Origin of the sequence: Streptomyces sp. NBC_00090, from assembly GCF_045160815.1 — a bacterium.
In the GTDB taxonomy this organism is placed as follows: Bacteria; Actinomycetota; Actinomycetes; order Streptomycetales; family Streptomycetaceae; genus Streptomyces.
The window spans coordinates 4,362,305-4,384,432 of the sequence record NZ_CP108224.1; the positions used below are offsets into that span (position 1 = coordinate 4,362,305).

General features: G+C 71.4%; 19 protein-coding genes and 1 pseudogene. 7 read left to right on the plus strand and 13 right to left on the minus strand.

Going from position 1 to position 22,128, the window contains the following annotated elements; translation table 11 throughout:
- Positions 1-99: 99 nt before the first annotated feature.
- The 3 genes from OG361_RS19485 to OG361_RS19495 all read left to right on the plus strand — a co-directional run bounded on the left by OG361_RS19485 (position 100) and on the right by OG361_RS19495 (position 4,794).
- Complete coding sequence (locus OG361_RS19485; RefSeq protein ID WP_405855244.1) at positions 100-2,058, plus strand: FUSC family protein; 1,959 nt, start codon at positions 100-102, stop codon at positions 2,056-2,058.
- 204 nt (positions 2,059-2,262) lie between these two features.
- Positions 2,263-3,741: an APC family permease gene (locus OG361_RS19490; protein WP_405855246.1), complete on the plus strand. Its 1,479-nt coding sequence runs from the start codon at positions 2,263-2,265 to the stop codon at positions 3,739-3,741.
- A 63-nt stretch (positions 3,742-3,804) separates the two neighbouring features.
- On the plus strand, positions 3,805-4,794 hold the full coding sequence (locus OG361_RS19495; RefSeq protein WP_405855247.1) for a hypothetical protein: 990 nt from the start codon (positions 3,805-3,807) through the stop codon (positions 4,792-4,794).
- Between the two features lie 31 nt (positions 4,795-4,825).
- On the opposite strand, the gene OG361_RS19500 is transcribed toward OG361_RS19495, so the two are convergent.
- A complete protein-coding gene (locus OG361_RS19500) occupies positions 4,826-6,874 on the minus strand; it encodes a PhoX family protein (protein WP_405855249.1) in 2,049 nt (682 codons plus the stop codon).
- A 258-nt stretch (positions 6,875-7,132) separates the two neighbouring features.
- Here OG361_RS19500 and OG361_RS19505 point away from each other — a divergent pair, with 258 nt between their 5' ends.
- Positions 7,133-9,004 carry a VWA domain-containing protein gene (locus OG361_RS19505; protein WP_405855251.1) on the plus strand — a complete coding sequence of 624 codons (1,872 nt, stop codon included), beginning with the start codon at positions 7,133-7,135 and terminating at the stop codon, positions 9,002-9,004.
- Here OG361_RS19505 and OG361_RS19510 read toward each other — a convergent pair.
- Both OG361_RS19510 and OG361_RS19515 read right to left on the minus strand, forming a co-directional pair.
- Complete coding sequence (locus OG361_RS19510) at positions 9,001-10,089, minus strand: sensor histidine kinase (protein WP_405855253.1); 1,089 nt, start codon at positions 10,087-10,089, stop codon at positions 9,001-9,003. The two genes, OG361_RS19505 and OG361_RS19510, sit on opposite strands and share 4 nt — an antisense overlap.
- Positions 10,086-10,742 carry a response regulator transcription factor gene (locus OG361_RS19515; protein WP_405855255.1) on the minus strand — a complete coding sequence of 219 codons (657 nt, stop codon included), beginning with the start codon at positions 10,740-10,742 and terminating at the stop codon, positions 10,086-10,088. The genes OG361_RS19510 and OG361_RS19515 overlap by 4 nt, the downstream gene beginning before the upstream one ends.
- 89 nt (positions 10,743-10,831) lie before the next feature.
- On the opposite strand from OG361_RS19515, the gene metG reads away from it, so the two are divergent.
- Complete coding sequence (gene metG / locus OG361_RS19520) at positions 10,832-12,439, plus strand: methionine--tRNA ligase (protein ID WP_405855257.1); 1,608 nt, start codon at positions 10,832-10,834, stop codon at positions 12,437-12,439.
- 105 nt (positions 12,440-12,544) lie between these two features.
- On the opposite strand, the gene OG361_RS19525 is transcribed toward metG, so the two are convergent.
- The 6 genes from OG361_RS19525 to OG361_RS19550 all read right to left on the minus strand — a co-directional run bounded on the left by OG361_RS19525 (position 12,545) and on the right by OG361_RS19550 (position 16,689).
- The gene (locus OG361_RS19525) at positions 12,545-13,207 is read right to left on the minus strand and encodes a contact-dependent growth inhibition system immunity protein (protein ID WP_405855259.1); all 663 of its coding nucleotides are present in this window, start codon (positions 13,205-13,207) and stop codon (positions 12,545-12,547) included.
- 12 nt (positions 13,208-13,219) lie between these two features.
- Entirely contained in the window at positions 13,220-13,519 is a 300-nt protein-coding gene (locus OG361_RS19530) for an RNase A-like domain-containing protein (protein ID WP_405855261.1), read from the minus strand.
- Between the two features lie 62 nt (positions 13,520-13,581).
- On the minus strand, positions 13,582-14,151 hold the full coding sequence (locus OG361_RS19535; RefSeq protein ID WP_267044578.1) for a hypothetical protein: 570 nt from the start codon (positions 14,149-14,151) through the stop codon (positions 13,582-13,584).
- A gap of 14 nt (positions 14,152-14,165) precedes the next feature.
- Positions 14,166-15,959 (minus strand): RNase A-like domain-containing protein, encoded by a 1,794-nt coding sequence (locus tag OG361_RS19540; protein ID WP_405855263.1) that lies wholly within the window; start codon positions 15,957-15,959, stop codon positions 14,166-14,168.
- Positions 15,959-16,261, minus strand: coding sequence for a WXG100 family type VII secretion target (locus OG361_RS19545; protein ID WP_267044580.1), 303 nt, complete (start codon positions 16,259-16,261; stop codon positions 15,959-15,961). The genes OG361_RS19540 and OG361_RS19545 overlap by 1 nt, the downstream gene beginning before the upstream one ends.
- A 20-nt stretch (positions 16,262-16,281) precedes the next feature.
- Positions 16,282-16,689 carry a WXG100 family type VII secretion target gene (locus OG361_RS19550; RefSeq protein WP_405855266.1) on the minus strand — a complete coding sequence of 136 codons (408 nt, stop codon included), beginning with the start codon at positions 16,687-16,689 and terminating at the stop codon, positions 16,282-16,284.
- Positions 16,690-16,942: 253 nt separating this feature from the next.
- Here OG361_RS19550 and OG361_RS19555 point away from each other — a divergent pair.
- Positions 16,943-17,548: pseudogene (locus OG361_RS19555) on the plus strand (class I tRNA ligase family protein); the annotation flags it as partial.
- 67 nt (positions 17,549-17,615) lie between these two features.
- Here OG361_RS19555 and OG361_RS19560 read toward each other — a convergent pair.
- Positions 17,616-17,969, minus strand: coding sequence for a DoxX family protein (locus OG361_RS19560; protein ID WP_405855268.1), 354 nt, complete (start codon positions 17,967-17,969; stop codon positions 17,616-17,618).
- Between the two features lie 100 nt (positions 17,970-18,069).
- Positions 18,070-18,636 (minus strand): Uma2 family endonuclease, encoded by a 567-nt coding sequence (locus tag OG361_RS19565; protein ID WP_405855270.1) that lies wholly within the window; start codon positions 18,634-18,636, stop codon positions 18,070-18,072.
- A 210-nt stretch (positions 18,637-18,846) separates the two neighbouring features.
- On the opposite strand from OG361_RS19565, the gene OG361_RS19570 reads away from it, so the two are divergent.
- Complete coding sequence (locus tag OG361_RS19570) at positions 18,847-19,620, plus strand: triphosphoribosyl-dephospho-CoA synthase (protein WP_405855272.1); 774 nt, start codon at positions 18,847-18,849, stop codon at positions 19,618-19,620.
- A 475-nt stretch (positions 19,621-20,095) separates the two neighbouring features.
- On the opposite strand, the gene OG361_RS19575 is transcribed toward OG361_RS19570, so the two are convergent.
- On the minus strand, positions 20,096-21,106 hold the full coding sequence (locus OG361_RS19575) for a quinone oxidoreductase family protein (protein ID WP_405532919.1): 1,011 nt from the start codon (positions 21,104-21,106) through the stop codon (positions 20,096-20,098).
- A gap of 115 nt (positions 21,107-21,221) precedes the next feature.
- The gene (locus tag OG361_RS19580) at positions 21,222-22,046 is read right to left on the minus strand and encodes a hypothetical protein (RefSeq protein ID WP_405855274.1); all 825 of its coding nucleotides are present in this window, start codon (positions 22,044-22,046) and stop codon (positions 21,222-21,224) included.
- Positions 22,047-22,128: the final 82 nt, after the last annotated feature.

Here is a 22,128-nt window from a genome sequence, read left to right on the forward strand (position 1 = left end):
CCGGAGCGGGTGAGCCGAGCGGCTGACCCGAGCGGGCAGCCAAAGCGGGTGACCGGAGCGGGCACCGCGTCCCCCGGCCGGGCCAGTACGTTGGAGGGCATGGCACGCCCCGCTCGGCCCGTACGGCTCACCCCGCCCACCTGGCTCACCGCCGGGCTCCGCCCCGCCCCCGCCCCCATCCCCTGGGCCGCCGTCGTCCGCGCCTCCGTCGCGCTCTCCGCACCGCTCGCCGTCGGGCTCGCCGTCGGACAGCCCGCCTACGGGGCCCTCGTCTCCATGGGCGCCCTCTCCGGAGTCATCGGCGACACCGCCGACGCCTACCGGATGCGGGTCTTCAACATCGCCGTGCCGCAGCTCTTCGGCGCCCTCGGCGTCACCCTCGGCACCCTCGTCTTCGGCCACGGCTGGTTCGCCGTCGCCGCCCTCACCCTCGTCGCGCTCGTCTCCGGGATGATCTCCTCGATCGGCGCGGTCGCCTCCGTCTCCGGTCTCCTGCTCCTCCTCAACTGCGTCATCGGCGCGGGCCTCTCCGTGCCGGGGCCGTGGTGGAAGGCGCCCCTGCTCCTCACCCTCGGCGGGCTCTTCGTCCTCCTCCTCGCCCTCCTCGGCTGGCCCCTGCGCCGCGCCGCCCCCGAACGCACCGCCGTCGCCGCCACCTACCGGGCCGTCGCCGAGCTCTACGAGGCCACCGGCACCGCCGCGTACGACGAACAACGGCAGGCCGTCACCGCCTCCCTCAACCACTCCTACGACCTGATCCTCGCCCGCCGCACCCGACAGCACGGCCGCGCGCCCAACCTGGTCCGGCTGCTCGCCCAGCTCAACGTCCTCGTCCCGCTCCTGGAGGCCGCCCCCGCCGCCCACCTCCGCGCCCGGCTCATCGGCCCGCTGCCCGCCGCGATCCCGGCCGCCGTACGGGAGCTCGCCGACGCCGTCGAGGAGGGCCGCACCGGCACCCCCGTCCTGGACCTGCCCGCCCCCGAACGGCCCGCCGAGAAGGCCGTCGACCACGCCCTGCGCCACGCGGCGACCGTCGTCCACAAGACGGAGCCCGACCCCTACAACGTCGACGACCGGCTCGGCCGCCCCGCCGCGCTCCGCGTCCGGGCCCGCCGGGCCGGCCGCGCCGTCCTCCTCTCCGAGGCGTCCTGGCGGTACGGGCTGCGGCTCGCACTCTGCATCGGCCTCGCCCAGGCCTTCGTCTCGCTGATCCCCGTGCCCCGCTCGTACTGGGTGGCGCTCACCGTCACCTTCGTCATGAAGCCCGACTTCGGCTCGGTCTTCTCCCGGGCCGTGCTCCGCGCCCTCGGCACCGCCGCGGGACTCGTCCTCGCCGCCCTCGTCCTCGCCGAGGTCCCGAGAGGCTGGTGGGACGTGCCCGTGATGATGGCGCTCGCGGCCCTCATCCCGGCCTTCTCCGCGAAGGGGTACGCCTTCCAGACCGCGGCCATCACCCCGGTCATCCTGCTGCTCTCCGACACCCTCAACCAGCAGGGCTTCGACCTCGTCATGCCCCGCCTCTACGACTCGCTCATCGGCTGCGCGATCGCCCTGATCGCCGGCTACCTCCTCTGGCCCGAGTCCTGGCACACCCGGATCGGCGACCGGCTCGCCGACTCGGTCGCCGACACCGCCGCGTACGTGCGCTGCGCCTTCGCCCCCGGGACGGAGGACGGGCAGGCCGTCCGCCACCGGGCCCGCCGGAAGCTCTACCGGGACCTGTCGACCGTCCGCTCCGAGTTCCAGCGCGCACTGACCGAACCGCCGCCCACCGGCCCCCGGGCCGCCGCCTGGTGGCCGCTCGTCGTCGCCGTCGAGCGGATCGTCGACGCGACGACCGCGGCCCGGATCCGCGTCAGCCACGGCGCCCCGCCCCCCGACGCGGCGGAGGTCACCGCCGTGGAGCGGGAGTTGCGCGAACTCTCCGAAGGACTGCGCTCCACCGACACCCTCGTGGGGGTCCGCACCGAGCTCCCCGGCGACGAGAACGGAGTCCTCGAACCGCTCCGCCAGGAGGTCCGCGCGGCCCGCGCCATCGCCGGTCCCGACCTGCGGTAAACCCTCCCCGGGGGGCGTACGGGAGAACTTACCGGCGGTCACGGAACGGAACCCTCCCCACCACCGTTACCGGAAGCCACCCGGGCGACTACGATGCGCTCGATTCACCGTGATTCACCGTGATCCGCGCCCGCCGCCGTCGGCAATCGGCACGGCGGACGGGCCACTTCGCCCTGCCTCACCCCCCCGCCCCGAGGACCCGCCATGCGCACCATCCACAGCAGAGGGCTCCAGCCCAATGTCCTCGGCACCTTCGACACGATCGTGATGGCCGTGGCGGGCAGCGCGCCCGCCTACTCGCTCGCCGCCACCACCGCGGTCCTCTTCGGCGCCGTCGGCTACGCCGGGCCCGCCGCCCTGCTCTACTGCGCGATACCCATGCTCGGCATCGTCCTCGCCTACGCCCGTCTCGGCCGGATCGACGTCAACGCCGGCGCCGGATACTCCTGGGTGGGCCGCACCCTCCACCCCTTCCTCGGCTTCCTCTCCGGCTGGGCGCTCGTCTTCGCCGCCACCGTCTTCATGGTGGCCGGCTCCCTGCCCGCCGGCTCCCTCACGCTCTCCCTGATCGACCCGGACCTCGCCGACCACACCCCGCTCGCCGCGGCCGTCGGCGCCGGCTGGTTCCTGATGATGCTGCTCGTCGTCCTGGGCGGCGCCCGCCTCACCGTGCGGGCCCAACTCGTCATGTCGGGCGTCGAGATGCTGATCCTCGTCGGCTTCGTCCTCGCCGCCGTCCTGCACCGGGGGCGGGCCACCGCCTTCGACTGGTCCTGGTTCGGGTTCGACCAGTTCGGCGGCCCGCAGGGCTTCGCCGCCGGCGCCCTGATCGCCGCCTTCTACTACTGGGGCTGGGACGTCACCAGCAACCTCAGCGAGGAGACCCGGAACAGCCGCCGCACCGCCGGACTCGCCGCGCTCGTCGGCGTCGGATTCGTCTTCGTCCTCTTCGAGGCCTTCACCGTCGCCGTGAACGTCCTGCTGACCGCCGACGAGATCCGTACCGCGGGGCCCAACGTCCTCGCCGTCCTCGGCCAGGAGATCTGGCCGGGCATCGGCGGGAAACTCCTCGTCGTGGCCGTCGTCCTGTCGACCGTCGCCACCCTGGAGACCACCCTCCTCCAGGTCACCCGCTCGCTCTTCGCGATGGGCCGCGACCGCACCCTGCCCGCCGCGCTCGGCACCGTGCACCGCCGCTGGAACACCCCGTGGGTCGCGATCGCCGCCGTCGGCGGCGCCGCGCTCCTCATGTTCGTGGCCGCCGCGGCCGCCGAGTCCGTCCAGCGGATCCTCAGCGACGCCGTCGCCGCGATCGGACTCCAGATCGCCTTCTACTACAGCCTCGCGGGCATCGCCGCCGTCGTCGCCTACAAGTCGCTGCTGCTGCGCTCCGTACGGAACCTGGTCCTCGGCGGGCTGTGGCCGCTGCTCGGCTCCGGCTTCATGCTCTGGTGCTTCGTCGAGTCCCTCGGCGAACTCTCCACGACCGCCCTCACCATCGGCCTCGGCGGACTGCTCCTCGGCGTCGTGCCGCTGCTCGTGTACTGGCGGAAGGGCAGCGACTACTACCGCCCGGCCCGCCTGGACGCCGTCCGCGCGCTCGCCGCCACCGAGGACTCCGGCCCGGCCACCCCGCACGCCCGCACGGGCGCCCACGACAAGAGCTACGCCACCGACTTCTGACCCGTCGTTCCGAATGCAGAGAACGCAGCGACTTCTGACGGCAGCCGAACCGAAGGAGGCCCCATGGCCGTACGCCGCCGCTCCGCGCGCTCGGCACGAGCGGAGCGCTTCGCGCCCGACTTCGACCCGGACTTCGGCGACCGCGCCCTCACCGAAGCCCGCCACGACATCGTCATAGGCCGCTGGCAGGGCGTACGGAACCTGCTCGCCGCGACCGGCGACGACTGGGCGCGCCGCACCCACCGGCTCCGGCTCCTCTCGCACGCCGCCGCCGGCAGCTCCACCGTCGAGACCTGGCGGGCCGCCGAGCCCGGCAACCCCGACGCCGCCGTGCTGCGCGCCGCGACCGAGGTCGTCCGGGTCTTCGACGCGGCCATCGCGGCCGGCCGGGGCGCCGCCCTCGAACGGGGCCGGATCGACGCCGCCGTCGACGCCTGCCGCGGCGCGGCAGAGGCGGCCCCCGCCGACCCCATGCCGTGGGTGTCGCTGCTCTCCGTGGCCCGGCTGTACGAGGGCGGGGTGGCGCGCCGCGAACTACGGCACTGGTTCGACGAGTTGCGGCGTCGCGACCCGTACAACACGGAAGGGCACATCCAGGTGCTGCGCTACTGGTCGGCGCGGTGGCACGGCACGCACGGCAGCATGTACGACTTCGCGCGCGACGCGGCGGGCGTGGCCCCGCCCGGCTCCCCGCTGCCGGTGCTCGTCCAGGTGGCCCGGGTCGAGGAGTACCGGTACATCGCGGACGGGGCGCTCGGCCGGGGTCCGGTGCGGGGCTTCGACCAGCACTGGAAGCACGAGCTGGCGGTCACGGAGCTGCGCCGCACGTACGCGCGGTGGATCGGCGGCCGGGACCCGGAGCGCCCGGTGGCCCCGGAGGAGGTCGCGGACCTCAACTTCCTCGGCCACGCGGCCTGCTACGCGGGCCAGGTGGAGATCGCGCGGGCGGTGCTCGGGATGCTCGGCACCCGGGCGGCGTGGGTGCCGTGGGCGTACACGGGGGACCCGGAGGAGCAGTTCGTGAGGTTCAGGGAGGGCCTGGGGGTGGAGTGAGGCTCTCCACCCCCGGGCCGTCCCGGCGTCATCAGACGCCGATGTCGCGGCCGTCCGTGCGCCAGACGGAGACGACCGACGGGCGGACGATCTTCCCGGGGCCGTCGGGCCACTCCGACTTCGGGTTCTCGACGGAGGCGCCGTCGAGCTCGCCCGGGTGCTGCACGGCGACCAGGACGCGGCGGTCCTGGATGATCGGGCCGCAGGTCTCGGCGCCCCTCGGCACGGTCAGGAACTGCTTGAGCTCACCGCGGCGCTCGCCGTGGGTGGCGACGCCGAACAGGCCGTCGTGCGAGCCGAGCTGGTTGCCGTCCGTGGAGATCCACAGGTTGCCGTGCGGGTCGAAGGCCACGTTGTCCGGGCAGGAGATCGGGGAGACCTTCTCCTTGGGGTAGCCGGCGAAGTAGGTGGCCGGGTCGTTCGGGTCGCCCGCGACGAGGAAGAGACGCCAGGCGAAGCCGTCGGCGGCGGGGTCGTCCCAGTGCTCGGCGAGCTCCAGGATCTGCCCGTGCTTGTTGAGGTTGCGCGGGTTGGCCTCGTCGGCGGGGGCGTAACCGGCCTTGCCGCGGTTGGTGTTGTTGGTGAGCGCGACGTAGACGCGGCCGCTGCGCGGGGACGGCTCGACGTCCTCGGGGCGGTCCATCTTGGTGGCGCCGACCTTGTCACCGGCGAGGCGGGTGAAGACGTACACCTCCTCGGCGGTCATGCCGGGGACGTGCGAGACGTCGCCGGTCGCGAGCGGGATCCACTGGCCGGAGCCGTCGAACTCGCCGTCGTTCGGGAGCTTGCCGGTGCCGTCGATCTCGACGGCCGGGGAGTCGCCGGTCAGCTTGGCGACGTACAGCGTGCCCTCGTCGAGGAGCGTGAGGTTGTGCTCGCGGGCGGCCCGCGAGTTCCCCTTCTTCATCCGCTTCGAAGACACGAACTTGTAGAAGTAGTCGAAGCGCTCGTCGTCGCCCATGTAGACGACCGGGCGGCCGTCCTCGGTGAGACGGGGCTGCGCGGCCTCGTGCTTGAAGCGGCCGAGCGCGGTGCGCTTGCGGGGCGTGGACTCCGGGTCGTACGGGTCGAGCTCGACGACCCAGCCCTGGCGGTGCACCTCGTTGGGCTCCTGGCGGAGGTCGAAGCGCTTGTCGAACCGCTCCCACTTGCGCTCGGAGGCACCGGTCCCGACCCCGTACCGCTTGTCGGTGGCGGAGCTCCCGTACGCGAAGTACTGGTTGAAGTTCTCCTCGCCGTGGAGGGTGGTGCCCCACGGGGTGGTGCCGCCGGCGCAGTTGTTGAGCGTGCCGAGGACGGTACGGCCCTCGGGGTCGACGCTCGTCTTCAGCAGGTCGCTGCCGGCGGCGGGGCCGGTCAGCTCGAACTCGCTGGTGGTGTGCAGGCGCCGGTTGAGGTGGTGGCGGGTGACGGGCGTCAGCTTGCCGGAGCGGTGCTCCTCCTGGACGACGACGACCGACAGGCCGTGCGCGGCCCAGGCGATCTCGACCTGCTCGCGGGTCGGGTTCTCGGAGTCGTAGCCGCGGAACATCAGGACTTCGTCGGTGTACTCGTGGTTGGCGACGAGGACCTGGCGGTGGTGCTCCCCGCGCAGCGGCAGCAGGGAGAGGAAGTCGTTGTTGTAACCGAACTGGCCGGCCTGGGCCTTCGCGGTCTGCTTCTCCGAGTCGAAGGCGGGGGTGCCGCGGAGGATCGGCTCGCCCCAGCGGATGACGACGTTCTGGGAGTAGCCGGCGGGGACGGTGACCTGGTCGGCCGTGTTGGGCGCGACCGGGGCGAAGCGGAGGCCGCGGGCGCCGTCGGCCTTGCCGGAACCGGGCTTCTGCGGACGGGCGACGGCCTCCGGCGCGCTGCCGAGGACGACGGCACCACCGGCGGCGGAGGCGACCGTCACGACGGCGGCGGCGCGCAGGGCGGAACGGCGGGAGAGCACGCCGGCTATGACGTCGCCGACGTACTCGTTGTCGCTGGTGTTGGGCACCTCGTGGAAGCAGGCGTCACCACACCGGAACCGACAGGTGAGAGCGGAACGGCCGCCTCCGTGGGGGTTCGTGCTCAGCAGCGGCAGCAGTTTGCGCACTTCGTCCTCCTCCGGCGCAACGCTGCGCCGACATGGTGTCGGGAATCCTTCGGCGGTGACGCTATGTGCGCACACCTGCACAGGGGCGGCGGCGGAGTGAACGCCGGATGAATGCACGGCAAGCGGAGGCGACCGGGTCACGGAGGAGGGAGGGGGTGGCCGCTAACCTTACGTGTCCGCCCTGGCCAGGGATGAACGTCCCGAAACGCCCAGTACGGACATTCACACTGCACCCCACTCATGCGAAAGGGTTCGCCCATGGGTATTCGGAGCATGCTGCGCAAGGTATTCGGCCGGGACCGCGAGGACTCCCCGGCGACCTCCGTCCCGCCCCAGACGCGTGAGGCCTCGTCCGCGGACACGTCCGCGTCTCTGGACACGTCCACGTCCCCGTCCGGTGACACCGAGGAAGCCGCGGCCCGCCGCGCGGCGGACGACCTGGTGGCGGCGTCGTTCGACAACCCGCAGGTGCCGAAGGCGCGGAGCGGGGGGACGTCGCAGACGGCGGTCGAGACGGCAGTCGAGGCGTCGGCGGAGACGTCGGACACGGCGACGGTGGTCGGGGCATCTCAGACGGCGACCGAGACGGTCGAGGCGCCGGAGGCGGAGGCGCCCGCCGCTGCGGTCGAGGCTGCCGAGCCGGCCGCCTCCGCGGCCGAGGCCGAGGCCGAGGAGCGGACGGAGCCGGAGGCAGTGACCGCTGACGCGCCTGCCGCCACGGTCGAGACCGCCGAACCGGCCGCGCCCGAGGGCGAGGTGGAGCCGGAGGCGGAGGCAGTGACCGCGGAGGCGCCCGCCACCGAGACCGCCGAGCCGGAAGCGGCGCCGGCCACGGTGGCCGACACGGACCCGGCCACCCCGGCGGAGCCGGAGGCGGCAGCCGTCGCGGAGGACGCCGCCGCGTCCGACACCGCCCCGCAAGAGCCGGAGCCGGAGCCGGAGGCGGAGGCTGCCGCCGAGGCCGAGCCGGCCGAGGTCGCCGCCGAAACCGCCCCGCAGGAGCAGGAGGCGGAGGCCGAGCCCGAGGCGGCCGTCACCGTCGACGCTCCGGAGGAGCAGGAGGGCGCGGCGGAGCCCGCGACCTCCGAGGCGACCGACACCCCGGCGGAGCCGGAGGCGGTGACTGCCGTCGAGGCGGCTGCCTCTGAGGCCGAGCCGGTGGAGACGGACGCCGACGACACGAACCCGGCCGCCGCTGCGGCCGACGCTCCGGAGGAGCAGGAAGCCGCGGCGGAGCCCGTGGCCGCCGAGGCGACGCCGCAGGCGGACGCGCCCGCCACCCCGGCGGAGCCGGAGGCGGTCGTCGCGGCCGACGACGCGAGCCCGGCCGAGGCCGAGGTCGAGGCCGAGGCCGAGGCCGAGGCCGTCGCCGCCGAGGCGCACGTCGGCGAAGCCGACACGGCCACGGCCACGGCCACGGACGCCGACACCGACACGGACGCGGACGCGGACACCGATTCCGCCGCCGTGCCCGCGCTCCCCCTCACCCAGGTGAAGGCCGTCGCCCCGCACCTCACGGACGCCTACAAGGCCGCCGGGGCCGTGCTCAAGAAGCAGGGGCTCACCGGGGCGCGGGCCGCCGTGTACCTCGTGGTGGACCGGTCCGGTTCGATGCGCGGGTACTTCAAGGACGGCTCCGTGCAGCGTCTCGCCGAGCAGACCGTGGCGCTCGCCGCGCACCTCGACGAGGACGCCACCGTCACCACGGTGTTCTTCTCCACGGACATCGACGGCACCGTCGAGCTCACCCCCGCCGACCTCACGCCCACCCGCGTCGAGGAGATCAACGGCACCCTCGGGCGCCTGGGCCGGACCAACTACCACCGCGCCGTGGAGGAGGTCCTCGCCCACCACGAGAAGGCCGACCCGACCCGGCCCGCCCTGGTCGTCTTCCAGACCGACGGCGCGCCGGAGTCGAAGACGGCGGCCACGCAGGCGCTGGGCGAGGCGGCGGACCGTCCGCTGCACTGGCGGTTCGTGGCCTGGGGCGAGGAGGACAACAAGGCCTTCGACTTCCTCCGGAAGCTCGACGGCACGCCTCGTACGGCCGCGTACTTCCCCGGCGCGACCCCGGTCGAGACGGCGCACCCGGCGTTCTACCGCGGGCTGCTCGACGGCCTGGAGTTCTAAGCGGCAGCAGGGGTGACGGTGACCGGCAGGGTCACCGTCACCACCAGCCCACCACCCGCCTCCGCGCCCCGCGCCACCGCCGTCACGGCGCCGCCGTGCGCGGTGGCGATGGACCGCACGATGGAGAGGCCGAGCCCGGCGCCCGGCCCCATCCGGTCCCGGCCCTCGCCCCGCCGGAAGGGTTCGAAGAGCCCGGCGACCTGGTCCGGAGGGACGGCGGGCCCGGTGTTGACCACGGTCAGCACCCCGCCCCCGACGCGTACGTCGACGGTCCCGCCCTCCGGCAGGTTGTACGCGACCGCGTTCGCGACGAGGTTCCGGACGAGCTGCCCGAGCAGCACCCGGCTCCCCCGTACGACACCCCCGTCGAGGACCACCTGCGCGTCCTCGTACGCCTCCGCGACGACCTCTCCCAGCGGCACGTCCTCCCGCTCCGCGAGCCCCCGCTCGCTCCGTGCGAGGAGCAGCAGCCCGTCGATGAGCCGTTCGCTGCGGCGGTTGGTGTCGAGGAGCAGTTGCCGGACCTCGCAGTCGTCGTCGAGCCCCACCTGGATGGCGGCGCGCTGCGTGGCCAGTGGGGTACGCAGTTCGTGCGAGGCGTTGGCGATGAAGCGGCGCTGGCTGTCGAAGGCCGTCTCCAGGCGGCCGAGGAGCGCGTCGATCGTGTCGCCGAGCTCCTTCAGCTCGTCGTCAGGTCCGGTCACCGCGATCCGCTCGTGCAGGTTCCGCTCGGAGAGCCGCCGCGCCCGGGCGGTCATCTCGTGCACGGGCCGCAGGACCCGCCCGGCGGTCCACCAGCCGACGACGACGGCGCCGCAGGCCATGATGACCAGGGCCAGGCAGGACCACATGAGCATCTGGTCGCCGGCGGCCGCGCTGATGTCGTCGCCGAGCCGGTACGCCTCCACGACGGCGACCTCGTCGGCCCGCGCGACGATCGCGTCCGCCTCCCCGTCCGTACCGGCCCTGACCAGCAGGTTCACAAGGAGGAGCAGGAGGGCCCCGAGGACCAGGAAGACACCGCCGTAGACGAGCGCGATCCGGGTCCTGATGGTGGACCCCGACCCCAGCAGAGGCTCGCTCACAACACATACCCCACGCCCTGCACGGTCCGGATCAGCCCTGGCTCCCCGACCTTCGCGCGCAGCTTGCTCATGCAGACCCGTACCGCTCCGGTGAAGGGGTCGGTGTGGACGTCCCAGGCGCGTTCGAGGAGCTCTTCGGCGGAGACGGCCGCCCCGTCGGCCTCCAGGAGGAGCTGGAGGACGGAGAACTCCTTGGGGGAGAGGTCGAGGTCCCGGCCGTCGCGGGTGGCGGTCCGCCGGACGGTGTCGACCCGCAGTCCGTCCCGCTCCAGGAGCGGCGGCAGCGGCGGGCGGGCGGAGCGGCGGCGCAGGGCTCGTACGCGGGAGACGAGCTCGGGGAACTCGAAGGGCTTGCCCAGGTAGTCGTCGGCGCCCAGGTCGAGGCCGTCGACCCGGTCCTCGACGGCGGTGGCGGCGGTGAGCATGAGGATCCGGGTCGGGGAACCGGCGGCGACGAGCCGCCGGGCGACGTCGTCGCCGTGGACTCGGGGCAGGTCGCGGTCGAGGACGAGGACGTCGTACGCGTACAGGTCGAGCCGCTCCAGGGCGTCGTCGCCGCCGTGGACGGTGTCGACGGCGAATCCGGCCCGGCGCAGGCCGACGGCGACGAGCCGGGCGAGGTCCCGCTCGTCCTCGGCCACGAGTACACGCATGCCCCCATCCTCCCCACCCCCGCCCCGCCACCGGCTGCCGGGGTTTATCGATGTGAGTGGATCTTCGTACGACCGTTAGGATTTCGACCATGGCGGCCACTGGATCCGAGAAGCAGGGGGCGAAGGCGTTCTACGTCACGACCCCCATTTACTACGTCAACGACGCTCCTCACCTGGGCCACGCCTATACGACCGTCGCAGGCGACGTGCTCACGCGCTGGCACCGTCAGCGCGGCGAGAAGGTGTGGTACCTCACCGGCACGGACGAGCACGGTCAGAAGATCATGCGCACGGCCGAGGCGAACAACGTCACGCCCCAGGCCTGGTGCGACAAGCTCGTCGAGGAGGCGTGGAAGCCCCTTTGGGAGCACCTGAACATCGCGAACGACGACTTCATCCGCACCACGCAGAAGCGTCACACGGACCGCGTCCAGGAGTTCGTGCAGGACCTGTTCGACAAGGACGAGATCTACAAGGGCGGGTACGAAGGCCCGTACTGCGTGGGGTGTGAGGAGTACAAGCTCCCCGGCGACCTCATCGAGGCGGAGGACGGCACCAAGCTGTGCGCCGTCCACAAGAAGCCGGTGGAGATCCTCAAGGAGGAGAACTACTTCTTCAAGCTGAGCGAGTACGGCCCGAAGCTCCTGGAGTTCTACGAGGCGAACCCGGGCTTCATCCAGCCGGAGTCGGCCCGCAACGAGGTCGTGAACTTCGTCAAGCAGGGCCTGGAGGACCTCTCCATCTCGCGCTCGACGTTCGACTGGGGCGTTCCGGTCCCGTGGGACGACAAGCACGTCATCTACGTGTGGATCGACGCGCTCCTGAACTACGCGACGGCCGTCGGCTACAACGAGAACCCGGCGAAGTTCGACGAGACCTTCCCGGCGAACGTGCACCTCATCGGCAAGGACATCCTGCGCTTCCACGCGGTGATCTGGCCCGCGATGCTGATGGCGCAGGGCCTGCCGGTACCGGGGCGCGTGGCCGCCAACGGCTGGCTGATGGTCGGCGGCGAGAAGATGTCGAAGTCGAACCTGACGGGCATCAAGCCGCAGGACCTGACCTCGCACTTCGGCGTGGACGCGTACCGCTGGTACTTCCTGCGGGCGATCGCGTTCGGCCAGGACGGTTCGTTCTCGTGGGAGGACTTCTCCGCCCGCTACACCTCCGAGCTGGCCAACGACTACGGCAACCTCGCCTCGCGCGTGGCGGCGATGGTCGGCAAGTACTTCGGCGGCGAGCTGCCGGCCTCGGCGGCCGACGGCGACGCGGAGAAGGCGATCCAGGACGGCCTGGCCAAGGCGGTCGCGACGGCCGACGCCAAGATCGGCGAGGAGCTCGACTTCCAGGGCGGCATCCTGGCGATCTTCGACTTCGTGAAGCAGGTCAACGGCTACATCACGGAGCAGGAGCCCTGGAAGGTCGCCAAGGACGAGTCTCCGGAGGGCCAGGCCCGCCTGGCCACGATCCTCTACACGGCCGCCGAGTCGCTCCGCGCGGTCGCGGTCCTGCTCAACGCGATCATGCCGGAGACCTCGCAGGCGCTCTGGGACTCGCTGGGCGCCGAGGCGTCCCTGGGCGCGCTGGCCGCGCAGCCGGTCCAGACCGCCGCCACGTGGGGCCAGCTCCCGGCGGGCGCGACGGTGACGAAGGGCGCGGTGCTCTTCCCGCGCCTGGAGGAGCCGAAGAAGGACTGACACCGGTCCCTCTCCCGTACGCACACGGCCGGTGGCTGCCGTCCCTCCTGGGAGGCGGCCACCGGCCGTTTCGACCCACCACGCCCGGCTGCGAGCTCGTCGGCGTCAGCTGTCGGCGACCGACAGTTCCGTGGCGGCCGACTGGAGCCAGGCACCGTACGAATGAGGGGCCGGCGGTGCCACCTCCATGCCGAGTTCGGCGGCGGCCAGGGCGTAATCGGACTCGTCGAGAGGGAGGGCGAGGAGTTCGTTCAGCTCGCCGCAGAGCCGGGCGACCAGCTGGGGGTCGGTGGTGGCGCGGTAGTCGGCGAGCGCGGCGGCGTGGTCGGCGAACTCGTCCACGATGTCCTGGGAGAACCAGCCGCCCAGCAGCTGCGCCGTCTCCGGGAAGCGGGCGTGCCACTCCCAGTGGGTCCGCGGGGACGAGGGCGGGGGGACTTCGCCGCCCTCGACGCTCTGCTTGAGGTGGTCGGCGAGGACCAGAAGCCAGTCCTGGATCGCGGACTCCGGTATTCCGGTGTCGGGGACGGCGTAGAACTCGCCCATGCTCAGGCGCAGCCGGCCCGGGGGGTTGCGGCTGTACTCGCGCAACTGGCGCTCCGCCTCGGAGATGGCCCACGAGCGGGTGTGCCAGGTGTGGCGGAGGTAGGCCTCCAGGGCAGCGCTGCGCTTCTCCGGGGTGTCGTCGGCCGGCTGCCCGAGGTACGCGCGCATCACCTGGTCGAGCTCGCCGTAGCGGTGGTCGTGCTCAAGGGGCTTCATGGACACGGTCGTGAGCCTCTACAGATAGAAAGGGAGGGTGGTCTGGACGACGAACCCGTGCGGGCTCGTCGGCTCCCGGCGCAGCACGACGCGGGCCGCCCGGACGTCCACCGGCTGCAGCCCGGCCAGCGCCATCGCTTCCAGGAGCACCCGCCCTACGGGCTCCGCACGGGACGGCCAGGCGGCCTCGATGGTGAGCCGGGCGCGGGTGCCCTGAGCGAGCCAGCGGTGGATGACCTGCTCGTTGGCGGTCACGACCTGCTGGGTGGCCCACTGGGCGGTCTCCCGGTCGGGGTAGGTGGCGGAACGGGTCAGCATGAGGGCATTCTCTCGCGGTCGGTCGGCACGGTCGGTCCGGAGTTCCGTACGGTTCCGTACGGTCAGTAGTCGGCGAAGGTCCAGAACACGCCGACCTCGGCCTCGGAGAGGACCACGAGCCCGATGTCCTCGGAGTACACGGACATCTGCGTCCAGCCCCGGCTGCTGGAGAAGTAGTCAGGGGTCCTGTTGTCACGCGCCTCGGTGACGTTGGTGAGGCAGACGGGCGAGGCGCCGAAGCGGGCGAGCACGGTACGCGCCCGCTCCATGAGCCCGTCGAGACGCTCCGGGCGGTCCTTCAGGACCTTCGGCAGCATGCAGCCGTCGTCAGTCATGGCGACGAGCTGCTGGGCGGCGGACTCCGGGGCGATCTCGTAGAGACGTCCTCCGAGCTTCTCCAGGTCCGGCGGCTGGAACGGGTGGGCCGGCTCGTCCGCCCCGGGCGAGCCCACCCACTCGTCCAGGACCGCCCAGCCCCGGGGATCGGCCACCGACCGGTTCATGACGGCCAGGACGTCGAGGCGCCAGTCCTCGTGGCGGCGCGGGCCGGTGGCCATGTAGGCGAAGGAATCCTCGTGCAGGTACCGGAGGGCACCTTCCCAGTCCGTCTGTTCCACGTGCTCGGGCGTCATGTGCGGGGGCCTTTCTACGGAGCCGGCATGGAGGTGAGGACAGTGAACTCCGGATCAAGACCGGGCGTGTACTTGATCCTGGTCTCGACGAACTTCACCTGCTCCACCGTGGCGTTCATGCCGTTGTTCTGATAACCACGGCCCGGAATGGGCGGCACGTTGTCGTCCTTCTTGGACACGCTCGTCCCGCTGTACCCGTCGTTGGGTGCCTTCGACCGGAAGAGCTCCGTCGCGCCGGGGTCCGGGGGCGGCGGTCCCTTCAGCCACGCCTTGATCGCGGCCGAGTTGTCGTTGATGGTGTGCTGGGTGAGCTCCTGCGCCCGGTCGTACGTCGGGAACGAAGACGACCCGCTGATCCTGGGATTCCCGTAGGGCCAGGTGGGCGTGGTGTGACCGGGATTGTTCTGCTGGTCCCGCAGCCGCTGTTTCAGCTGCTCGTCCGTCTTGCCGACATGCTTGTCGAGCGTGTGACCGTTGTTCAGCCACTCGTTGCTCGCAAGGTCCAACGTGTAGTTCCCGTTGGCGTCTTCCTTGATCCAGCGCTGAGGGTCCTTGAACTCGTCGAGCGCCCGCGCGCCGAAACCGTGCGCCCGGGCCACCCCGGCCTCGAACTTCGGTGCGCTGAGGTACGCCTCGTCCAGCGCCGGCATCATCGCGTCGAACCGGGCGGTGAGTGCGTTCAGCGTCGACTGGTACTTCCCGACGATGCGGTTGATGTCCGCGGTGTCGAGTTTGAGGACGATCTGGATGTCGAACTCGGCCAGCGCGCCCACACCCTTGGCGGCGCCCTTGCCGATGGTCTTGAAGAAGCCGCCGACGTCCTTCATGCCTACGCCGTCCTTGAGGTTCAGGTCCTTGTCGACGACGTCGAGGACCTCCTTCGCCGACTCCCTGACGGCCTCCACGAACTCGTCCCAGATGTCGCCGTTCAGCTCCACTGCGGCCTCGGCGTACTCCCGCAGGATGTCGCTGATCTTCTTCGCGGTGTCGAAGAGGACCGTCATCACCGGCTGACTGCCGGTCGGCGGCCCGTGCCCGTTGTTGCCGCCCTTCTGTGCCCACTGATAGCCCTCCCGGGAGTGTCCCCAGGCCGTGGCGCCCCACACCGCGCTGCAGAACACCTTCATGGCGTCCTGCCACTCCGTCTGCTGCGGGTTGGTGATGGTGGAGACCTCGCCCGTCAGCGTGCCCGACACCACGCTCAGACAGATCGTCGTGTCCGACCAGCACTGCGAGAGCGAGTTGAGGTAGTGCTGCTGCGGGTACGGGTAGACGTCGGCCAGCTTCCCGATCCGGAGTGCCTTCTTGAGGAGCGGTTGCAGGACGGTCCGTACGACCGGGGGTATGAGTTCGAGCAGCCTCCGGATGAAGTCGTCGCCACCGTCGTCGTCGCCCCACTTGAGGTCGGGGATCTGCCCGTAGTCCGGTTGCTTGTCGACGACCGAGGGCACCGGCATCTGCTGGGCGGACTGGCCGGGCTTGGGGTGCGCGGCGGCGTCCGCTTTCGCGTACGCGTTGGCCGTCTCCGTGAAGCCGACGGCGACGCCGCCGACGCTGAGGACGCTCTTCGCCCAGACGTCCAGCCAGCGGTTGCCGACCTTCATGTACGCCTGGGAGAACTCGCGGGCGTCCGTGCCGGCCCCACCGGCGTCCGGGTACTTCCGCAGCCCATCAAGGAGTTTGTTCGCACCGGAGTTCAGCGCCGACTGCTGGCTCGCCACCCGGCCCGAGACCCGCCACAGGTCGCTGGGCTTGACGTCGATGGTGCCGCCGCCGCCCGGCGGCTGCGCGGGGGTCGGCCCGGCCATCAGGCGCCGCCCCAGCCCTGAAGCACGGAGCGGTGCGCCGCGTCGTAGTTCAGGTGGCCTTTGACGACCACCTCGTGCAGCCACGCCTGGGCGGCCTTCAGGTCCCGCGCCGAGCGGTCCCACTTGTCGAGCTCGTCGATGAACGCCTCGCGGGCCTCCCCGTCCCAGCTCAACACGGCTTTCTCCGTACGGGTGTAAAGGCTGTCGAGCTTCTCGTTCAGGATGCGAAGGACGTCCTCCAGCTCTCCCGACAGTCGTCGGAGCGTGGCGAAGTCGACGGTGATGCGCTCGTCTTCAGACATCGTGCTGCTGCCCCCCGTGGTCAGATGCCCAGAATGCGGCTCTGCGGCCGCGACGGTACCGAATCGGGAACGGGGGCGGGGTCGGGCGATCCCCAGGCCCGGGCCGTCGCCGGCACGTCCGTACCTTCCTGCAGCTTCCTGATCCGGCCAAGAGTGTCCAACTCCTGCTGCGTGAAGCCGTCACGGCTGAGCCGAGTGGCCTCCTCCAGCAGGATCATGACGTTCCGGATCCGCACGGCGTCCTCCGCGACCTCCTGGTGCAGACTGCGGTACGCCTTCGCCGTCGGCCCTTGCCAACCCGCGGCGATGCTGTCCACGATGGCGTCCATCCGCCGTGTCTGCTGCTCCAGGTACCCCTGCATCGCGTCGAGGTCGCCGGCGAGCTTCGTCAGCTCACCCTCCGACACATCGAGATCGGCGTTCTGCATCCCGGACCCCCGCCCGTCGTCACGTACTTCCGTTCACGCGTTCACTCGAGCGTACTCGCGAACTCCGGTGCCCTCGCCGGGAGGACGGCTCAGCGGCCCGTCGCACACCTCACGAAGCCCGCCCGCGCGGCGGGTGAGCGCGAGCGGGCCCGCGCGGTCTCCTCCGCGAGGAGATCCGCCTTGCCGACGGAGTGGACGTCCGGCGGCGCCCATAGCGCCGCAGGGATACGACTTCGTCCTCTCGCACACGCAGGCGCACGTCCCTGTGGACGTGTACCGCTGGTACTTCCTGCGGGCGATCGCGTTCGGCCAGGACGGTTCGTTCTCGTGGGAGGACTTCACCGCCCGGTACGCCTCCGAGCTGGCGAACGACTACGGCAACCTCGCCTCGCACGTGGCGGCGATGGTCGGCAAGTACTTCGGCGGCGCCCTGCCGGCCTCCGCGGCCGACGGCGACGCGGAGAAGGCGATCCAGGACGGCCTGGCCAAGGCGGTCGCGACCGCCGATGCGAAGATCGGCGAGGAGCTGGACTTCCAGGGCGGCATCCTGGCGATCTTCGACTTCGTGAAGCAGGTCAACGGCTACATCACGGAGCAGGAGCCGTGGAAGGTCGCGAAGGACGAGTCGCCGGAGGGCCAGGCCCGCCTGGCGACGATCCTCTACACGGCCGCCGAGTCGCTCCGCGCGGTCGCGGTACTGCTCAACTCGATCATGCCGGAGACCTCGCAGGCCCTCTGGGAGTCCCTGGCCGCGCAGCCGGTCCAGGACGCCGCCACGTGGGGGCAGCTCCCCGCGGGCGCGACGGTGACGAAGGGCGCGGTGCTGTTCCCGCGCCTGGAGGAGCCGAAGAAGGACTGACGTCCACTGACGTACGAAAGAAGTCCGCCACCCCTGCTCACAGGGGTGGCGGCCTTTTCCTTGCGGTTCACCAGGTCAGGGCGAGGACGGCGACGGCGGGGGCCATGTAGACCAGCGGGAAGGGCACGTGGGCGTACGAGCGGGCGCGGACGATCGTGATCACGGCACCCGCGAAGTACAGAATCAGCCCGATCGCGGCGAGGGTCCCGATGACCGGCACGAAGAACCCGACGACGAGCCCGACGGCCCCGGCGGCCTTGGCGGCCCCGAGCCAGTTCCACCACGACCGCGGCACGCCGTACGCGGCGAGGGGCTCGACGACGAACGCGGCCTTGAAGAAGATCGCCGCGGCGGAGAACCCGGCCATGAAGGCGGCGACGGCGGTGACGACGACTGCGGTGGTGGACATCTCGGTGAACATCGCGACGGCTCCTTCAGCCTCTCCCGTGTCCGCCTCGACCGAGCCGGACACAGCACTGACGGATCCCGAACGGGATGTGTGACAGCCCGCGCGAAAAACTTCAGTGGACCCAGTTCTTCAAGGGTTCCGTGTCCAGCTCCATCCCCACCGGCTCCGGCAGCGTGACCGTCTTGCCGAAGGGCACCGTCACGACCATCTCGTACCGCTCTCCGTCCGGCTGGGAGTGGACCTTCACCTCGCCGACGGTCCTGTCGATCAGCAGGTAGACCGGAATCCCCGTCTCGGCGTAGGCGTGCGGCTTCTCGACGCGGTCGCGCTGCCCGGTGTCCGAGTCGCCGGAGGTGACCTCGACGGTCATGAGGACCCCGTCGGCACTGGCCCATTCGCCCTGACCGACGAAGGTGTCGCTCGGCGCGAGGCAACCATCGGGACGAGCATTGCCCTTGCGGTACTTCTCGATCCTCAGCCCCTGATCGGGATAGAGCCACCAACCGGCGTCGACCTGAATGCACAGGCGCGTGAGCCACTCGATGATCCGCCCGTGGTCGCCGTCCGGCAACGCCTTCTCCTCGATCTTCCCGTTGATGAATTCAAGGCGCAGGGATTCGTCCACACGTTCGCCAAGACGGGCGAGTTCCTCGAACCCCTCCTGAGTCAGGACGCTCACGGCAGACTCCTCCTGGATCGGTGGTGCCTTCCACGGTACGTGTTCCCCGGCCCGCCCGACCGGGTTCGTCTCTGTCGCCATGGCAGGCATGGTGGCATATGCCAGCGTCCTGGGATCAGGGAATCCGGAGCCTTCACCCTTGTGGGTGACACAGCCGACCCACAGGCCGACCCGAGGAAACGCCCAGGTCCGGTGCCTAGCGTGCGCGGCATGGTCGTGACGCGTGAGGACGAGGGGCTTGCCCGGGCCGCTGTGGAAGGGCTGCTGGCGGGGGTGGAGTTGACGCCCAAGCCGGGACTTCCGGATGCCCGGGAGGCGGATCTGTCGGGGCTGAGGTGGTCCGCGCTGGCGTTGGAGCCGGGGCTCGCCGCGATGGCGGCGGCCGCGCGGCGGACCGGGGAGCCGGGGAAGGGACTTCGGGGTGAGCTCGGTGCCATCGGCCGGTCCACGGAGCGGGACATGGCGCGGGCCGACGGGGGTGCGGCGCTGCACCACGGGGCCGTGTGGCCGCTGGGGCTGCTGGTGGCGGGGGCCGCGCTCGCGCCCGGTGGGACCGCGGAGGAGATCACCGGGCTCGCGGGGCGGATCGCCGCGCACCCCGACGGGCGGGCTCCCCGCCGTCCCTCCCCCGGCTCCGCCGTCTCCGTCCGGTACGGCGCCGCCGGCGCGAAGGGCGAGGCGCGGGCCGGGTTCCCGCACGTACGGCGGGCGTTGGCGGCCCTGCGTACCGCCCGGGACGGCGGGGCGCGCGAGGCGGATACGCGGATCGCCGCGCTGCTCACCGTGATGACGACGCTCCAGGACACCGGCCTGCTGCACGCGGCGGGGCCGTACGGTCTGCGCGAGGTGCAGGACGGGGCCCGGGAGGTCGTCGCGGGCGATCTCCCCCTGGACGCCTTCGACCGACGGCTCCGCGAACGGGACCTGCACCCGAGGGGCAGCGGCCACCTGCTCGCCGCCGCCCTGTTCCTGGACGCCCGCTAGGGCGTGTGTCGAAAGTAGCGCCGTCTGCCCGAAGGGCAGGCCCGGCGGTGTCCGGTGCGTGCGATCGCAAGGCGGAGGGTCGCCCCGATACTGGATGTATCGGGGTGATCCCGACAACGCGGCGAGCGTGCGTGCCGGGCGCCGCCGGGCAGGCGGGACTTTCGACACACGCCCTAGGGCGTGCGGCGCCGCACGGCAGGCGGGACTTTCGACACACGCCCTAGGGCGTGCGGCGCCGCACGGCAGGCGGGACTTTCGACACACGCCCTAGGTGTTCTGTCCCGGGAGGTTGTGGACGGGTGAGCCAGGTCTCGGCTGAGGGATCTTGAAGGGGTGTGACCCCGATACGCCAGAAACCCGCCAGAACTTGATCTTGGCCTGCTGAGTGCCTGACGGTGTCGGGGATCTTGGCGATGACGGTCGGCCATGCCCTCGACATCTCAGTCTCCAAGATCCCCGACCTCGTCACCCGCGATCAGCTCTGCGTCTCCTCGCGGCGTCCAATAGCGGCCGCATCGGGTACGACGAGCAGCTTGCCGGTGGTACGCCGAGCCTCCAGATCGCTGTGGGCCTGGGCGGCCTCGGACAATGCGTAGCGGCCCGTTACGGTGACCTCAAGCGCCTTGGAGCGCACCCACTCGAACACATCGGCGGCCCGTCGGAGCAGTTCGGACCGATCGGCGATGAAGTGCCCGAGGCTGGGCCGGATCAGGGTCAGCGAACCGCCGTGGGCGAGCCGAATCGGATCAAACGGCGGCACGGCACCACTTGCCGCGCCGAAGAGCACGAGATGGCCGCGGGTTCGCAGGCTGGCGAGGCTCGCATCGAAGGTGTGCGCGCCGACGCCGTCGAAGACAACCGGCAGTCCCTGACCGCCGTTGAGCCGCCTCACCTCGGCTGCGAGATCGTCGACTGCGGAGGAAAGGATCACCTCGGCGGCCCCGGCACGCTTCGCCAGCTCGGCCTTCGCCGTGGTCGACGTCGTGCCGATCACCCTGCCGCCGAGATGGGTGATGAGCTGGGTCAAAAGCAGCCCCATGCCACCAGCAGCCGCATGCACGAGCACCGTGTCGCCCCCCTGAACCGGGTAGGCGTCCTTGACGAGATAGTGCGCGGTCATGCCTTGGAGGAGCACGGCGGCGGCTGTCTCGAAGCCGATATCGTCGGGCAGCGGCACCAGCCGGGAGGAGTCCACGACGGCCCGCTCGGCATACGTGCCGGGAATCTCCACCCAACCGACCCGGTCCCCGACCGCGACGTCAGCGACGCCGGGTCCAACTTCGACGACCGTGCCGGCGCCCTCAGCGCCCGGGGTGAAGGGCAGCGGGAGGCTGTACCGGCCCTCGCGGTGGTAGACGTCGAGGAAGTTGACCCCGGATGCGGCGACCTCCACGACCGCCTCGCCCGGACCCGGCCGCGGCTGGTCCACCTCGGCCTCCTGCAGCACCTCGGGACCGCCCACTTCGTACACCTGAATCGCTCGCATGACCCCTCCAATAACGGCTCATCCCCCACCAACCCCGTTGATGGCGATCCGATTCCCGGCAAGCAGACAGCCCGCCGCCCCCGCCTAGGCGGTCCGACGAACGACCACGGTGTCATCAGCCGCCCAGGAAGATGCCGCCGGTCACGACGACGACCAGGGCCACCACGCCGAGACCGGCGAGGAGAAGCCCCAGGGCGAAGACCATGTCCCAGGCGACCTTGAACGGCGAGTAACACACCGCCCTCCTGTCCGTACCGGACGTCTCATAGGCGACGTAGGGGGTCCCGCTGATGCTCTTGCCGCTGATGTGCCGCCTCGTGCCGTCCAGCTCCGTGTACGCGTAGGACGCGGTCCCGTTGTAGGTGTACTCCACGGCCTTCTCCGCCTCGACGGTGATGCCGTACCGGGGCAGGTACCACTGCAGGTACGCGAGGTAGACCATGACGGCGCCGAACGCGGAGAGCCCGAGGCCGAGGGGAGCGACGAGCAGGGCCATCAACACGCCGAGCCATTCACCTTGGAGCCCGACGGCCAGGGCGAGGGCGAGCGATACGCCGCCGATGGCGATCGCCACGTTCCTCAACATGCGCTGCCACGGATCGTCCTCGGGCTCGGGCACGGTGTGGGTGGACACCAGCGTCGAGCCGTCGACCGTCTCGTCCTCCTCGGCGCGCACGGGCAGGGCCGCGGTGACGGCCGGGACGAACAGCGCCGCGGCGGCCTCGCTCACGCCGTCGACACGGTGCACGGCGGGCGCCGTCCCGGACGGGGCGACGAGCTCGACCGTGACGGTGCGCCCCTCGGCGCGGACGTGTGCGATCGCCTGGAGGGGGATGCTCACCTCCTCGGCGTTCCGGCTCCACATCAGCACGTCGCCGGTGAACTGGAGCACGGTGCCGTGGGAGCCACGCAGGACGGGTATGGACGACGGGTTCGACATGCCGGAGATCGTAAAGGCCTGACGGGACCGTCGGTCGCTTCGCGAGGAATCCTGGTCCACCCGCCCGGGGGCAGCGGCCACT

What these genes read in the sequence shown, in the direction of transcription:
- metG (WP_405855257.1), top strand. Translation starts at nt 10,832, where the DNA reads ATGGCGGCCACTGGATCCGAGAAGCAGGGGGCGAAGGCGTTCTACGTC.
- OG361_RS19505 (WP_405855251.1), top strand. Translation starts at nt 7,133, where the DNA reads ATGGGTATTCGGAGCATGCTGCGCAAGGTATTCGGCCGGGACCGCGAG.
- OG361_RS19530 (WP_405855261.1), bottom strand. Translation starts at nt 13,519, where the DNA reads ATGCTGACCCGTTCCGCCACCTACCCCGACCGGGAGACCGCCCAGTGG.
- OG361_RS19535 (WP_267044578.1), bottom strand. Translation starts at nt 14,151, where the DNA reads ATGACGCCCGAGCACGTGGAACAGACGGACTGGGAAGGTGCCCTCCGG.
- OG361_RS19570 (WP_405855272.1), top strand. Translation starts at nt 18,847, where the DNA reads ATGGTCGTGACGCGTGAGGACGAGGGGCTTGCCCGGGCCGCTGTGGAA.
- OG361_RS19575 (WP_405532919.1), bottom strand. Translation starts at nt 21,106, where the DNA reads ATGCGAGCGATTCAGGTGTACGAAGTGGGCGGTCCCGAGGTGCTGCAG.
- OG361_RS19540 (WP_405855263.1), bottom strand. Translation starts at nt 15,959, where the DNA reads ATGGCCGGGCCGACCCCCGCGCAGCCGCCGGGCGGCGGCGGCACCATC.
- OG361_RS19515 (WP_405855255.1), bottom strand. Translation starts at nt 10,742, where the DNA reads ATGCGTGTACTCGTGGCCGAGGACGAGCGGGACCTCGCCCGGCTCGTC.
- OG361_RS19485 (WP_405855244.1), top strand. Translation starts at nt 100, where the DNA reads ATGGCACGCCCCGCTCGGCCCGTACGGCTCACCCCGCCCACCTGGCTC.
- OG361_RS19490 (WP_405855246.1), top strand. Translation starts at nt 2,263, where the DNA reads ATGCGCACCATCCACAGCAGAGGGCTCCAGCCCAATGTCCTCGGCACC.
- OG361_RS19560 (WP_405855268.1), bottom strand. Translation starts at nt 17,969, where the DNA reads ATGTTCACCGAGATGTCCACCACCGCAGTCGTCGTCACCGCCGTCGCC.
- OG361_RS19550 (WP_405855266.1), bottom strand. Translation starts at nt 16,689, where the DNA reads ATGCAGAACGCCGATCTCGATGTGTCGGAGGGTGAGCTGACGAAGCTC.
- OG361_RS19545 (WP_267044580.1), bottom strand. Translation starts at nt 16,261, where the DNA reads ATGTCTGAAGACGAGCGCATCACCGTCGACTTCGCCACGCTCCGACGA.
- OG361_RS19580 (WP_405855274.1), bottom strand. Translation starts at nt 22,046, where the DNA reads ATGTCGAACCCGTCGTCCATACCCGTCCTGCGTGGCTCCCACGGCACC.
- OG361_RS19495 (WP_405855247.1), top strand. Translation starts at nt 3,805, where the DNA reads ATGGCCGTACGCCGCCGCTCCGCGCGCTCGGCACGAGCGGAGCGCTTC.